Source organism: Candidatus Acidulodesulfobacterium ferriphilum (assembly GCA_004195035.1).
In the GTDB taxonomy this organism is placed as follows: domain Bacteria; phylum SZUA-79; class SZUA-79; order Acidulodesulfobacterales; family Acidulodesulfobacteraceae; genus Acidulodesulfobacterium; species Acidulodesulfobacterium ferriphilum.
On sequence record SGBD01000003.1, the window covers coordinates 153578 to 168606 of the forward strand.

12 protein-coding genes are annotated in these 15029 nt (G+C 37.6%); all 12 read left to right on the forward strand.

Annotation, left to right across the window (positions count from 1 at the left end; genetic code table 11):
- The 12 genes from EVJ47_06715 (at position 1) to EVJ47_06770 (ending at position 14993) form a co-directional block, all read left to right on the forward strand.
- On the forward strand, positions 1-927 hold the full coding sequence (locus tag EVJ47_06715; GenBank protein RZD14352.1) for a hypothetical protein: 927 nt from the start codon (positions 1-3) through the stop codon (positions 925-927).
- A gap of 21 nt (positions 928-948) precedes the next feature.
- Positions 949-1413 (forward strand): FxsA family protein, encoded by a 465-nt coding sequence (locus EVJ47_06720; GenBank protein RZD14353.1) that lies wholly within the window; start codon positions 949-951, stop codon positions 1411-1413.
- 3 nt (positions 1414-1416) lie between these two features.
- Positions 1417-1776 (forward strand): aspartate 1-decarboxylase, encoded by a 360-nt coding sequence (locus EVJ47_06725; protein RZD14354.1) that lies wholly within the window; start codon positions 1417-1419, stop codon positions 1774-1776.
- 120 nt (positions 1777-1896) lie between these two features.
- Complete coding sequence (locus EVJ47_06730) at positions 1897-3192, forward strand: hypothetical protein (GenBank protein ID RZD14355.1); 1296 nt, start codon at positions 1897-1899, stop codon at positions 3190-3192.
- A 51-nt stretch (positions 3193-3243) separates the two neighbouring features.
- Positions 3244-4107, forward strand: coding sequence for a pantoate--beta-alanine ligase (locus tag EVJ47_06735; protein RZD14356.1), 864 nt, complete (start codon positions 3244-3246; stop codon positions 4105-4107).
- A gap of 71 nt (positions 4108-4178) precedes the next feature.
- The gene (locus tag EVJ47_06740; protein ID RZD14357.1) at positions 4179-5162 is read left to right on the forward strand and encodes a DUF3365 domain-containing protein; all 984 of its coding nucleotides are present in this window, start codon (positions 4179-4181) and stop codon (positions 5160-5162) included.
- A gap of 24 nt (positions 5163-5186) precedes the next feature.
- The gene (locus EVJ47_06745) at positions 5187-6095 is read left to right on the forward strand and encodes a DUF3365 domain-containing protein (GenBank protein RZD14358.1); all 909 of its coding nucleotides are present in this window, start codon (positions 5187-5189) and stop codon (positions 6093-6095) included.
- Between the two features lie 130 nt (positions 6096-6225).
- A complete protein-coding gene (locus EVJ47_06750; GenBank protein ID RZD14359.1) occupies positions 6226-7512 on the forward strand; it encodes a hypothetical protein in 1287 nt (428 codons plus the stop codon).
- Between the two features lie 20 nt (positions 7513-7532).
- Complete coding sequence (locus EVJ47_06755; protein ID RZD14360.1) at positions 7533-9230, forward strand: DUF1957 domain-containing protein; 1698 nt, start codon at positions 7533-7535, stop codon at positions 9228-9230.
- A gap of 29 nt (positions 9231-9259) precedes the next feature.
- Positions 9260-11074 carry a hypothetical protein gene (locus EVJ47_06760; GenBank protein RZD14361.1) on the forward strand — a complete coding sequence of 605 codons (1815 nt, stop codon included), beginning with the start codon at positions 9260-9262 and terminating at the stop codon, positions 11072-11074.
- A gap of 9 nt (positions 11075-11083) precedes the next feature.
- Positions 11084-13195 carry a DUF1925 domain-containing protein gene (locus EVJ47_06765; GenBank protein ID RZD14362.1) on the forward strand — a complete coding sequence of 704 codons (2112 nt, stop codon included), beginning with the start codon at positions 11084-11086 and terminating at the stop codon, positions 13193-13195.
- A gap of 100 nt (positions 13196-13295) precedes the next feature.
- A complete protein-coding gene (locus EVJ47_06770) occupies positions 13296-14993 on the forward strand; it encodes a glycogen synthase (protein ID RZD14363.1) in 1698 nt (565 codons plus the stop codon).
- Positions 14994-15029 lie beyond the last annotated feature (36 nt).

Genomic DNA, 15029 nt, shown 5'->3' on the forward strand with positions numbered 1-15029 from the left:
ATGATTTTTGATAAAGTTGAAGCCGGGGGTAAACCCGCAGGTTCTTACAGGGGTTTTGGCAAATTTGCAAAGTCATCCATATTTAAAAACATTATCAAAGAAAAGGCTTTGAGTCTTAATATCGCTTTTGTCTGCTTTTACGGATCAAGAAATTATAACCTTGAAACAGACAAAAGCGATTATGATTTTTTTATTGTCTATTATCCCGCCTTTGATAATTTCTACGCCAATAGATTTGAAAGATTTTCGGTTATAGAAAAGGAGTACGACTATTTTATAACCCCGATCCATGAATACTTTAACCATGCAATGAAGGGTAATATAAAGTTTATAGAACCTATCATATGCGGGACGGTTTTTGAGATAAAGAATTTTAAAGCCGTAAAGGTCAGAGATGACGGCAAAGCTCCCGGACGATTCCGTCCCCGTGAAGTTCCTTCGGGACTTTCCGGATTATTAGAAAAAGTAAGAAAATTTATTTTGATTAATTATAAAAAAAATTTTAATGCTATGATGGGAATAGTAAATAACAAAAAACTAAATATCGTTAAAGGATTGTACACATCAAGCACATTAAAATACAAAGAGACTCACGGGTATGACATTAAAGAGGCAATAAATTCTTTAAGGATACTTTGCTTACTTGAAAATTATATTAAAAGCGGACAGTTCTCTTTCAGGGTTAAAGGAAACCCTGTTTATAAAGAGTTTGAAGATTATATGCTTAAAATAAACGAGGGGATTATCTCGAAAGAGATTTATTTAGAAATAGTAGGTAAAAAAGTAAACGATGTTTTAAAATTAAAAAATAACTTAGATATATTATATGAAGAGCAAAAACAGGCTGTCATAGAAGCCGAAGAAGAAATTAAAGATTGCGTTAAGAAACTTTGCAGAGATTATATCTGTTTTGCAAAACAGATATAATATGTTATATAATTATTAATTATGGGTGTTTTAGCAAAAATATTTTTTTCTATTTTAATTTATCTGTTTGTCGAGATTTATGTCTTTGTGGAGGCTTCTATCCTGATAGGCTTTTTTCCCGCCGCTATTTTGCTAATTTCCTTTAGCATAATAGGGTATATGATTACAAAAAGAATAAAAGGCATCTCTTTTCAAAAAGCGGCGGCGGATTACGCAAACGGCGAATCCCCGTCTAAAAATTTAGTTAAGACGGCAGGTTTTTTTATAGCGGGCGTGCTGTTTCTTATGCCCGGGTTTATTACCGATTTTATTGCAATACTTTTTTTAATCCCATTTTTAAACTATTATTTAATGTATTTAATTTTTAGATATTTTAAAAATAAATTTAATGGTTCCTATGTCTATCAAAGTCAAAACGGGGGCGGTGATTTTAATGGCGGCGCTTTCACATTTATTTCGCTGCCTTTTAAAAAGAACGGAAAATAATATATGTATAAAATTTTACTAAAATCAAAAATTCACAGGGTTAAGATAACCGATGCCAATCTTGAATACGAGGGCTCTATTTCCATAGATGAGGAACTTATGGATAAAGCCAATATTTTGCCGTATGAGAAAGTTAATATTTGGGATATAAACAACGGCAAAAGGTTCGAGACATACGCGATCCCCGCTACGAAACACTCGGGGGATATTGTCGTTAACGGGGCCGCTTCAAGAATGGTTCAGGTAAACGACATTATAATTATTGCAACCTTCGGGCTTTATGACGAAAAAGAGCTAAACGGATTTAAACCCACGCTGGTTTATGTTGACGGGAAGAATCACATAAGCGATGTGGTTAAATAATTTCGTATATTTATAGTATTTATCATTCGTCATTTCGCAGGACGCGGGAAGGGCGAACGGATTTTTGCCACAAATGCCTGAGCGGCACGGATTTGCGCCTATGGCCCGAACGAGACGTAAATGATTAAAAAGTATTTTGCCGATTATATCTTTATATCTCAGGCGGCTTCCCAGCCGTTTATCGAAAACGGCGAGCTAATAGCGGATGAAATATCCGGCAAAATTTTATCCGTTCTGAAAAGCAATAAAAAAAACTATCCGTCCGTGGAAAGAAGTGGGGATTTCCGAACAATCATCATCCCCGGCTTTATAAACTCTCATACCCATACCGATCTTACTATTAAACCCGATGATAAAACGCCCGAAGTCTTTTCAAAATGGGTCATGTCTTTAATAGAAAAAAGGAAATCCTTCAGCCCCGATAAACAAAATAGGCTCAGGATTAAAGCTTTTAAGGAGTTTGTAAAAAGCGGGACGACTCTTATCGGCGATATAATCCCGTTAGATTCATTTTATAATATAAACGACTCCCTTTTAAAAACCAAACTTGTTCCTAAGGTTAAGGGGTTTATTGAATTAAGGGGTCTTGACCCTCTCCGCGCGCCTGCAATATTAAATGAATTTAGAGCGTTTCATAAAAAATACAATAATATTTTAAGGAAAAGCAAAAATTATTTTTCCTTGGGCATTTCTCCTCATTCTATCTATTCCGTATCGGAAGAGCTGTTTAAAGAAATAATAAAAGAAAATTCAAAAATAAGGCTTAAAGTAGCAATCCATGTCTCCGAACATTTGGCCGAAACCCTGTTTATATCGGGAAACGGCGGGGATATAGCAGTCAATCTTTTACCGGCATTAAATCTGACCAAATTTTCAAAACCGCTTAAAATATTTTCGTCACCCATATCTTATCTGGATTATTTAAAAATCTTGAATCAAAATACATCGATAATTCATGCGAATGAAATAAACGATGAGGATATCGAGATTATAAAAAAATCAGGCGCGAATATTATTCACTGTCCGAGAAGCAACGCCTTTTTTAATTCAAAAAAACTTCCGTTAAAAAAAATATTAGATAAAGGCATTACGGTTTCATTGGGGACGGATAGCCTGTATTCAAATAAAACGCTGAGCATCCTTGACGAACTCAGGTATGCAAAAAAAATACATTCCGATATTTCTTCTAAAGACTTATTTGCTATGGCAACGATTAACGGCGCTAAAATCCTTTCTTTTCCAAATGTTACCGGAACGCTGGAGCCAAATTCTTACGGGGATTTTACCGTTTTTAAAATAGATAAAAATATAAAAGTAAACGAAGGCAATATCTATGATAATATATTATCGTTTAAAAAAACTGACATAATAAAGATTGTAATAAACGGAAATGTTGTCTATAATAAACTTAATTAAATGAGGTAATACTATTTATAATAATTATAATAAATATAAATATATGAATATTTGATTAAATTATATTATAAAATTAAACTTGCGATGAACATTATAACGAGTATTGCCGAAATGAAAAAAATTTCAAAGGATTTAAAGGAATCATCGAGGCAGATTTCTTTCATTCCTACGATGGGTAAGCTTCATGACGGACATCTAAAGCTTATAGAAGAAGGCAAAAAATACGGCGAAGTTATCGTTTCGATTTTTGTCAACCCTGCACAGTTTGGTCATGATGAAGATTTTGAGAATTATCCGAGAGATTTCGAGAATGATGTTAAAATATTAAAAGATTTAAATATCGGTTATCTTTTTCATCCGCAGGCAGATATAATCAAAAATACGGCGACATTTTTAATTAACCCCGAATATGCGAACAGGCTTGAGGGCGTTTTCAGGCCAACCCATTTTCAGGGCGTCCTTACGATAGTGATGAAACTATTTTGTATAATAAATCCGGATTTTGCTTTTTTCGGACTGAAAGATTACCAGCAATATATTTTAATAAAGAAAATGGTTGAAGATTATTTTCTGGATGTAAGGGTAATCCCTGTTCCTACCGTAAGGGAAAAGTGCGGACTTGCAATGAGTTCAAGAAACGCGTATCTCGATGAAAAGGATAAAAAAATTGCCTGCAATTTTTACGGGTCGTTAAAAAAAACAACAGATTTATTTAAGGCGGGCGAAATATCGGGAGAAAAGCTGACCGTTTCAGCCATAAAAGAATTGATTAAAAGTGGATTTAAAATAGATTATATAAAAATTATGGACCAAGGGTTAAATACTGAAAAACGAACCGTTGATTCCGGCGATATTCTGCTCGCCGCCGCAAAATTTAAAGGAGTAAGGCTGATAGACAATATTTTTTTCGAATAATTTCCTAAAGATTTCAAGTAATTTTAATTTGAATTTTTAAAAAAATAAAAAATGGGGAGTAAGGAGGTCTTATGTTCAAAAATCTTTCTTTAAAAACTAAATTTACCCTGATTATGGCGATTGTCGGATTCGCGGCAATTCTTGCCAGCCTGATCTGGACTTTAAGTTTATTTCATTATTTCGGCAGGAAAGTTCTTATCCATGAAGCACACATAATATTAAATTTTGAAAATTCCACCAGATATTATGTTTCTCAAAAATTAAGGCCGGAGGCGATAAATAGAAATAATAATTTTAATAACATACCCTATGATGCCGACGATATAGGCAGAAATGCAAAACTGCAAAAAATAATAAGCGAAAATAACGATTTTTATATACACGCTTATTCGGGGACATCCGTTGCCATGCATGTAGGAAAATTAATGAGGGAATTCGTGCCCCCCTTCATTTATTCGGAACCCGCGTTGAGTCCGTTGAACTTAAGAGATAAAGCAAATCCGTTCGAGATTAGCGTTATAGGTAAATTTAAATCTAATCCGTCTTTAAAATCAGTCAGCGGCTTTCATGTTTTTAACGGGAAATCATATTTTTATTTAATGGAGCCGGTTATCGTCAAGAAAAGCTGCATGGTTTGCCACGGAAATCCGTCAAACCCTTCGCCTATAACCGCGGCGGTAGTAAAAAGATACGGGGATACGCACGGCTGGCACTGGAAGGTTGGAACGGCGGCCGGAGTCTTAAGCATCTTAGTTCCGACTAAACACAGGGCAAATATTGCATTGCACAATGCTATCATAATAACGACGGCTTTCCTTATCCTATTTATTTTAGCTTTTATAATCGCAATCTATTTTATTAATAAGGCTATCATTAAGCCGATACACGAGATGACCAAATTGGCGGAGGATGTTTCGGTAGGCAAATCCAACGAAGATTTTAAAGTTAAAGGAAACGACGAAATAGGCGCCCTTGCTAAATCATTTAACAGGCTTAAAAAGAGCTATTTAAAAGCCGTTCAGTTATTGGCGGATAGAAATAAAGAAAAAAAATAAAAAAACAGGGTTAGGGGAGGTCTTATGTTTAAAAATCTTTCTTTGAAAAAGAAATTTACCGTAATTATGTTAATTGTCGGGTTCGCTGCAAACTTAACCGTTGCCGTGGGCGCTTTTTATTATATTCAGCAATTTAAGAAAAACGAGCTGATGCATGAAGCAAAAATGGTTCTTTTTGCGGAAAAGGCGGCAAGAGATTACGATTCCGGCAGTTTAAGACCCGCGGTTATGAAAGCAACCGACAAATTTGTTATTCAGGCCGAATCAGCCACATTTTTAGCCCTCGGCGTTGCAAAATTGATTAAAAAGTTTCTGCCTCATTATACATATTCTGAGCCGACGCTTAACCCTTTAAATTTAAAAAATAAGGCAAATTCATTTCAGGAAAAAATCATAGACAGGTTTAAATCCAGCCCTTTTTTAAAATCGGTAAGCGGTTATCACACATTTAACGGTTTATCTTACTTTTATGTGATGAAGCCCGTTGTGGCAAAACAGGGATGCATGGTTTGCCACGGCAATCCCGAAAATAATTCTCCTATAACCCAGGCCATTGTTAAAAAATACGGAGATACGCACGGCTGGCACTGGAAGGTTGGGACGGTCATAGGGGCTCTGAGTGTTTGGGTTCCTACAAAATACATAGACCAGGCCGCTGTTAACGATTCTATTATAATAGGCGTCGCAATCTTTGTCCTGCCGTTTTTGGCATTCTTAATAGCGCTTTTATTTATAGACAAAGTTATTATAAATCCGATACACGATATGGCGAAATTGGCGGAGGATGTTTCGGTCGGCAAGTCAAACGAGGATTTTAAAGCCAGAGGAAACGACGAAATAGGCGCTCTTGCCAAATCATTTAACAGGCTTAAAAAGAGCTATTTAAAAGCCGTTCAGTTATTGGTGGAGAGAAATAAAGACAAAGATAAATAAAAATATTTTTGTTATCCTTGAAAAAATATATTTTCGAGATATACTTAAAGCAGATGCGGTAAAAAAGAAATAATAAGGCGTAATGCTTAAGGTCCTGTTTTATCTAACGGGATGCGGGGTTTACAGGCAAATGGAAAATAAAAATAGCTTGAAGGTTACTCTTGTGTTTAATCGGGATTTGTTAAATAAAGCCGAAATAAAAAAGATAATCTATGTTAAAATTCCCGACGAGAAAAAGAAAAATAATTTAATTAAAAAATTAGAAGTAAAGGCCTTAGATGAAAATATCCGGTTTCAAAAAAGAAAGCTTCCGCAGTCTTTTAATCCCGTATTTAAAGGGCATATCCTTTTTTCAGAAAAAATAGAATTAAGCGATAAAAAACTTATCGATTTTGCAAATATATTTTTTGAGAGATTGGAAGAAAATTTTGGAATAAATGTCATAAATTATAGTTTGATAGATGCCAAAAAAGGCGCTCTGAAAGAAAATTACAAATTAAAATTGTTTGATTTCGAGATATTTAATTATAATTTTATTGAGCATAGGGCTATAAAAAAGGGGTTAACCGTCGCAGGCGGCGCAAAAGAAATTAACGAACTTGCGGAAACCATTTTTGTTAAACCGGAATTAAAAATTAGAGTCAGAGAGAAAAAACCTGCAAAGCCCGCCCTGAAAAAGGCGTTTAAGATAAAAGAGGAAAAGGCGCTTAAAACACCGGGGGAAAAAGCCAAACCTAAAAAAATCGTTAATAAAAAAGCCATCCGCGGTAAAGCAGTAAAAGAAAATGAGCCTGCCGAGGCTTTCAGGGCATTTGAAGCCCCCGAAGAACAGGCAGCCGGAGCGGTAGAAGTTAGCGAAGCCAATACTTCCGCCGGTACCCGCGAACAGGTAAGCTTAATCTCTTTGAATTGGAGCTTATTAAGCCCGTCAGAAAGCCTTCCTGTGCTTGAGAATGGCGAGCCTGAGGAGATAAGGCAAAATAGCTGGGTAAGGATTTATTTTCAAAAACCGAGCGTCAGGCAGGTTGTTTGGAGATTAAGGGATAAACCGGGAACAAATTCTGCGAGACCTATTCTAAGAGTTTATGTCGATGATAAAATGCTTTGGTATGAACTGTTAGATAATCAATTTGGAAGCAGGTACATTATTTTTCCCGATGATTATGAATTAGCTAAGACATGGGTGGAGATCGGATATATATTAGAAAAAGGGGAATTTATATTTATAGCGAGAAGTCCTATCTGGCCGCCTGCCTGCTTATTTAAAAGGCTGCCGAAAATAAATTCCAAAAAAAGAATTCCTAAAGGGGTCGCCTTAATAGGCGCAACGGAAAGTATCCCCGGAGGCAGGCATCTTCCGGTTAATTTATCCGGCGGTTCGGGGGCAGGCTTTTTTGTTTCGGGCGCAGGAAAATAAGTAAGGTAATAATTTTACATATGAACAATAAAACAGGAAAATGGATTCCCGTCCTGCATTTTCACTTACCGTTTGTCAGGCATCCGGAAAGTCCGAAATATTTGGAAGAGGAGTGGTATTTCGAAGCGGTTACCGAAACATATCTCCCTTTATTGGAGGTTTTTGAAAATCTTGAAAGAGACAATGTGGATTATTGTCTCACAATGTCTTTGACGCCGACACTTTTGAGTATGATGAATGACGATTTGCTTTCCGAACGGCTGGGGGAGTATGTCAGACTTCGTTTAAAGGTTTTGGATGAAGAGGCGTTCAGAACGGAAGGCGACCCCGATTTTCACCCTGTTACCCTTTTTTACAGGCAAAGGTATAAAAATTGGTACGAAAGAATAAAAAACGGCGGCGGGAAATACCTTATAAATGGGTTTTTAAGTCACTATGCAAAAGGGCATTTAGATATTATAACCTCTGCCGCCACCCATGGATTTCTTATGTCTATGGTGGGGGAACCTGAGGCCATAACCGCCCAAATCGAGGTTGGGATAGAAACGCATAAAAATATTTTAGGAATAACCCCGACGGGCATATGGCTTCCGGAGTGCGGCTATACCGGCGGGTTCGATGCGATTCTTGAGCGGCATGGTTTAAAATACACATTTCTTGACCAGCACGGAATCGAATTAGCCGAGCCTGAACCGCCTAACGGCTGTTTTTCTCCTATTATCTCTCCGTTTAATGTCGTAATGTTCGGCAGGGATCCTGAAAGCTCAAGGCAAGTGTGGTCTTCAAAAGAGGGGTACCCGGGTACTCCCGTTTATCGCGAGTTTTATAGGGATGTCGGATTTGATTTAGACCTGCCGCATCTGACCCCTTTAAGGCATGGCGGCATTAAGACTTTTACGGGGCTTAAATATTATGCCATTACCGGAAGCGGAACATATAAAGAGGCTTATAGGCCTTCAGCCGCAAAAAGAAAGGCTTATGAACACGGCGCTCAGTTTGTCTATCACAGGGAACTTCAATCAAATTATCTTAAGGAGTTTATCGATGAACCGCTTATCGTTTCTATGTATGACGCCGAACTCTTTGGGCACTGGTGGTTTGAAGGACCGTGGTGGTTTGAATCCGTGTTTAGAAGAATGCATGAAAATAATTTTATAAAAGGGGTTACGGCAAAGGAGGTCGCGGAAACTTCATTACGCAGATACAATGAGACGGTAAAATATATCCGCAAAAGTGAAAAGGACGGAGACAATGAAAATGAAAGTTTTTCGGAGTTTGCCGCCAATGTTTATGATAGGAATAATATTTGGGTCGCGGAGCCTGCGACATCCTCATGGGGCGGCGGCGGGTATGCAGAAGTGTGGCTTAATGGAAAAAACGACATCATACAGCCTTTTTTGACGGATTTAGTTATGGAATTAATCGATATTTGCGCAAACAGATATGATGATGTAAAATATCAGGAGGTAATTAATCAGGCGGCAAGAGAACTTCTTTTAGCCCAGTCCAGCGATTGGCCGTTTTTGCTTACGACCGGGCAGGCGGTAAGTTATGCGGAAAGGCGGGTTAAGGCGCACCTGGCAAGAGCCAGAAGGTGTATTTTAATGTCCGTCGGCAAAGAACCGTATGATGAAAAATGGTTTAAGGATATAGCGGGTAAAGACAATATATTTCCATGGATAAATGCTAAGGCTCTATACGGCAAAAGTATTTGTTAACGCATTTTTACGGGGAGAATATAAATTAAATGGATTTAGTTCTGTGGTGGCATATGCATCAGCCTGATTACAGGGACTTAAACGGCGAATTTATGCTTCCATGGGTTTACCTCCATGCCATAAAAGATTATATCGATATGCCTTTAAATATAATGGCAAACCCGGGCATGAAGGCTAATATAAATATTACCCCGGTTTTAATAGACGAATGGCAGGATTATAATTATTTATTAAAAAAGGCCTTGAACGAGATAGATGCGGTTAAAGCCGTTCAAATAATACCCGACCCTTTTTTAAGACCGCTTCTTCTTCAAAAATTGGATGATAAAACAAAATCATGGATGATAGTGCATTATAAATGGGCAAATTATGAAAGAATGGTGAAGCGGTTTGAACATTATAAAACGCTTTTTGATATAACATCGTCAGCTTTCAATGTTTTTTATCTCAACGATTCTTACTATTTCGATTTGTGCGTCTGGTTTCATCTTGCCTGGTGCGGGGAATGGATGAAAAGATATGACCCCGTGATCAATTATTTTTTTAAGAAAGGGCATAATTTTACTATCGACGACAGGCGTTTACTTCTTAAAAGACTGGCAGAATGGATGAATTACGGCGTATCTTTATATGGATTTCCGGCGGTTAAAGGTGGAAAAAATCCAACCCTGCCCCCCAAATATCCAAATTTTATCGAAAAAGATAAACTGAACGAATTAAATAAAAAAAGGGCGGGCGAGTATTTCGTGACGCTTTCCCCAAATTATCATCCGATTATTCCCCTCCTTATCGATATTCATGGAGGAGCCATTTCCGCTCAAATGACCGATATAAACTATGAACCCGTCAACATTCCTGAATATCCCGAAGGCCTTGACAGCGCCAAAAAACACCTCGATATACTAAATGATTACTGGGCCGAGTCTGGCAAGGATATCAAGGCGTTATGGCCGTCCGAAGGGGCGCTGTCTTCGCAATCGCTTGACCTTTTTAATGAGTACGGCATAGATATTTGCGCAAGCGGAGAAGAACTTCTTTCCATGTCCATGGGAATAGATGTACGCAAGCCGGCTTCAACCCACGGCAGAAATGTTATACCCCTCTATAAGGTTTACAAATGGAAAAATACGAATCTTAAAATAATTTTTAGAGACTCCGGACTTTCCGATTTAATAGGATTTACTTATGCTAACTGGAGGGGGGACGATGCGGCAAACAATCTTGTGGGTAAACTGAATTCTATAGATGATTTTGATAAAGAGGCTGTTGTCGCTATTATATTAGACGGCGAAAACGCTTGGGAATATTATCACGAAAACGGGTTTTATTTCTTAAATGATTTATATTCGTTAATTTCCTCGTCAATTAAAATAAATCCGTTATTTATAGACGATATTTATAAAAATTACGATGCGGATAACTGCATTAGACTTGACTATATATATCCAGGCTCATGGGTAAATGGCAATCTGGGTATGTGGGTCGGGGAAGAGCAGAAAAATAAGGCATGGGTTTTGCTCTGCAATGCAAAGGAAGAATTCTTAAACTGGGTTAATGGCTTAATGGATAACGAGGAAAATAGCAACAACAAAATAATCAAAAAAAGGATTAATTCGGCATTAAGACTGCTTATGGCGGCAGAAGGGTCGGATTGGTTTTGGTGGCTTGGGAAGGATAGCCCTCTTTTTTCTCAATACTCTATGGAGAAAATTTTCAGGAATTTTTTAAAAAATCTTTATATAACAATGGACAAGCCCGTGCCAAACAACCTTTTCCGTTCTTTAGCTTCCACAGAAAAAACTATTGCGGAAATGGGCGGAGCAATGCAAAGGGGGCATAAGTGAAAATTCGCCATGGTTAATTTTATTTTAGGTTTTCACTGCCATCAACCCGAAGGAAATTTTGATTTCGTTTTTCAAGAGATTCACAAAAAATCGTACAGTCCGCTTATCAGAACCCTTTTAAAATATAATGTAAAGTTTTGTTTTCATGCCTCGGGGGTATTACTTGAGTGGTTGGGGGAAAATGACCCTGAATTATTAAGCCTAATTGCAAAAGCGGTCAAATCCGATCAAATCGAATTAATGGGCGGCGGCTATTATGAACCGATACTTGCAATGGTGCCGCAAAAGGACAGGATAGCCCAGCTTGAAATGTTGAGCGAAAGCCTATTCAGGCTTTTCGGGAAATATCCGCAAGGGGCGTGGATTACGGAAAGAATATGGCAGCCTGACATAATTAAGGATTTAAAAGAAGTTGGTTTAAGTTATGCCTTTTTGGATGATTTTCAATTTTTTCAGGCAGGTATATCTCCTAACGATATAGATAGTATTTTCAGGACGGAATATGACGGGGCATATCTGGATATATTTCCTATACATGAAAGACTGAGATACAAACTCCCCTTCGCAAACCCGGACGAGTCATTAAACGAGGTTTTATATTTAAACGGCAGGATTTCAAACCTTTCCGTGATGTTTGACGACGGCGAAAAAATGGGGGGATGGCCCGATACTCATGAATGGGTTTACGGCAAAGACGGCAAAGAGGGATGGCTCGATAATTTTATAAAACTGGCAAATAATAGTCATTTGCCGCTAAAATTTGAGCTTCCTTCAAGTATTTTAAATAATACATCCAAAAGGGTCCCTGTATATTTGCCTATTTCGAGTTACAGGGAAATGGGGGAGTGGACACTGCCCGTAGAAAAGAGGCATAATTATGAAATTATAAAGTCGGAAAATCCTTTGGCGCCGTTAGGCGGAGGTATATGGCATAATTTTTTAACAAGGTATCCCGAAGCAAATTTACTTCACAAAAGAATGCTGAATTTAAGCTATAAAATCAATTATGCAATTAAAACATACCGTAAAAACCTTAAAGAGGCTTTAAACGAGCTTCTAAAGTCTCAGGCTAACGATGCGTACTGGCACGGCGTTTTTGGCGGGATTTATCTTCCCCACCTTAGAAGGGCTGTTCATAAAGCCCTTATCACATCTTATTTGCTGTATAAGGAGAAGGTTAAAGAAGGTATGGAAATAGAAATGTATGATTTTGATATGGACGGGGAAAAAGAAATCCAGCTTTCCAATAATTGCTGGCTTATCATATATAAGCCGTCTGCAGGCTCTTTTTTGGCGTTAGATTATTTAGGTAAGGGCTTAATTCATTCTCTAAGCGATGTTTTTTGTCTTCATAACGAGTATGATATTATGAAATTAAAAGAAAATAATTTTAAAAAAGACGGCAAGAACTTAGATAATAATAAAGAAAATAATGAAAATCCTCCGCAAACAATCCACAAAGATGTAAAATACCCTTCGGATTTGTCGGAAAAGGATTTAATAATATACCCAGATTTATTGCCGGCATTTGAAATTAAATTTAACGACAGGCAGATTTACTTTAAGGGCGGGTCGGTTAAAAAGAATAAAGATAAAAAATCCATTACAATTAAAACTTCAGGCTTTCTTAATAATAATCTTAACGATGATAATTATAAAAATGATGATGAGATTTTCACAAGTTTAAAGATAGAAATAGGTAAATCTATCGGCTTTTTCATTGATTCTAAATCCATGGCAAGCGGAAATTTAGATATAATTATAAGGCTTACGCTTCCCGGCGGAAACGGACCTGCAGTGAATATTACAACCTTCGGGGATATAAAAGGTTTAAGCGATTATTTCAAAAAAGAATTAAGCGCAGGCGTTGACAGCGCTGTTTATATCAGCGATTCTTTTTGGGGCGGGAATATTATTATCAAACAGCAGGCAGGCGGCAAATTCTCTAAAAAATATGATTTTGTTTTCAGCCCTATAACCACAATTTCTTTGTCGGAAAGCGGATTTGAAAGGATTTTTCAGGGCATAGAGATTAAATATAGTTTTAATTTAGTTATGGAAGAGGTTTTTCGGAGTATAATAATATTAGATATAGAAAAGATTAAAAAGAACAATACCTAATTGCCGCTCGTCTTTTGCAGACAAAAGACGAACGGCAATAACAATTATATAATTTCAAATCACTGTCAGAAACTATTGTAATTGTTTGAACATATTATAAATGCTGGATTATCGCTTCGCTCTCGTGCCTTACGGCACTCGTGAAGTTCCTTTGGAACTTTCCCGCCTTCGCGGGAATGGCGGGCATAAGAAGGATAAGGCGGGAAACATGGGACAATTTAATAACGAAATATGGTTTGTGGGAGCGGAAATGGCGCCCTTGGTTAAGGCCGGCGGTTTAGGCGATGTAATGGGCAGTCTTCCGGGCGTGCTGTTAAAAGCGGATATAAATGTAAGGGTCGTTATCCCGTATTATAAAAATTTAATCCCGCAAAATCTTATAGAAATTAAAGAAAGCTATCCTGCCGGCAGGGTTAATTTTGGAGAAATTCCTTTTGAATTTGGAATTAAAACCGGAATTACAAACGGGGGGATACCCTTGATATTGATAGAGCAGAATCATTTTTTTAATCGCGAAGAAGTTTACGGTTCCCATGGCGGAATTCAGGGTTATAAGGACAATTTGTGGCGGTTTGCCATGCTTGCCCATGGTGCGGCTTATGCAATGAGGATTTTTGGGATTCCGCTTATAATTCACACGCATGATTGGTCCGGCGGTTTTGTTCCCGCCGTTATAAGACAGACATTCGGCGATAAAAAAGTCCGGTTTGCGGGCGCAGGCATATTAAATGCAAAGTTAAGCAAACATATAAGCGCGGACGGTTTGAGGCCTGCCGTAATTTTTACCATCCATAACCTCGGGTATCAGGGGGTTTACGGCATCGACGATTTTTACGATATTGGAATAGATTTTAGATATAATTCTTCTTCCGCTTATGAACATTTTGGAACCTTAAACAGTTTGAAAGGAGGGATGCTTCTTAGCGATTTTGTCACAACCGTCAGCCCCACATACGCAAACGAGATCACGACCCCTGTTTTCGGTTTCGGGCTTGACGGAGAGTTGAAAAATCTTTATAACGACGGTAAATTAAAGGGAATACTTAACGGAATAGACTTAGATTACTGGAATCCGAAAACCGATAATCTTATACCGCACAATTTGAATTTACAGGAAAATAATTATAAGCCGAAAGATTACAAGGAGTGGAAAGAGTTTAAACTTAAAAATAAAAAGGCATTATTTTCGGAAGTTTCGCTGCCGCTAAAAATAGGCAGGAACGGCAAGCCCTTGCCTCTTTTGGGTATTGTAAGCAGGTTTACCGAGGAAAAAGGGATAGATATATTTTTAGATTCGCTTTTTAATTGGGATAATTTTCCGTTTCAGGTTATCATATTGGGGAGCGGCAAAGATTACATCGAGGGGAAGGCATTATATCTGTCGGAAATATACAGAGATAAGGTTTATTCCCATATAGGCAAATATGATGAAGCCTTATCCCATAAAATATACGCCGCATCGGATATTTTTGTTATGCCGTCAAAATTCGAGCCGTGCGGATTGTCCCAAATGATAGCTATGAGATATGGCGGCGTCATTGCAGCGGGAGATACCGGCGGGCTTCACGATACGGTTTCGGATATAATGGATACAAATGCAGGGAAACCGTCCGGCATTTTCATTAAACATTTGGACGCAAACGGTGTTTCATGGGCGCTTAATGAGTTGTATAATATTTACATGAGTAATAATGACGAAATATGGGGTAATCTGGTTATTAATTCTGCAAATAAGCATTTTGGATGGGATAATTCAGCCAAAATTTATGAAAATTTATATTATAATATCATAAAATAGTTTCTAAATCGGGATTTGGGAGGAAATTAAATTGAG

Bases quoted from the DNA above. Each gene is read 5' to 3' on its own strand.
- EVJ47_06715 (RZD14352.1), top strand. From the start codon at position 1: ATGATTTTTGATAAAGTTGAAGCCGGGGGTAAACCCGCAGGTTCTTAC.
- EVJ47_06720 (RZD14353.1), top strand. From the start codon at position 949: ATGGGTGTTTTAGCAAAAATATTTTTTTCTATTTTAATTTATCTGTTT.
- EVJ47_06725 (RZD14354.1), top strand. From the start codon at position 1,417: ATGTATAAAATTTTACTAAAATCAAAAATTCACAGGGTTAAGATAACC.
- EVJ47_06730 (RZD14355.1), top strand. From the start codon at position 1,897: ATGATTAAAAAGTATTTTGCCGATTATATCTTTATATCTCAGGCGGCT.
- EVJ47_06740 (RZD14357.1), top strand. From the start codon at position 4,179: ATGTTCAAAAATCTTTCTTTAAAAACTAAATTTACCCTGATTATGGCG.
- EVJ47_06745 (RZD14358.1), top strand. From the start codon at position 5,187: ATGTTTAAAAATCTTTCTTTGAAAAAGAAATTTACCGTAATTATGTTA.
- EVJ47_06750 (RZD14359.1), top strand. From the start codon at position 6,226: ATGGAAAATAAAAATAGCTTGAAGGTTACTCTTGTGTTTAATCGGGAT.
- EVJ47_06755 (RZD14360.1), top strand. From the start codon at position 7,533: ATGAACAATAAAACAGGAAAATGGATTCCCGTCCTGCATTTTCACTTA.
- EVJ47_06760 (RZD14361.1), top strand. From the start codon at position 9,260: ATGGATTTAGTTCTGTGGTGGCATATGCATCAGCCTGATTACAGGGAC.
- EVJ47_06765 (RZD14362.1), top strand. From the start codon at position 11,084: ATGGTTAATTTTATTTTAGGTTTTCACTGCCATCAACCCGAAGGAAAT.
- EVJ47_06770 (RZD14363.1), top strand. From the start codon at position 13,296: ATGCTGGATTATCGCTTCGCTCTCGTGCCTTACGGCACTCGTGAAGTT.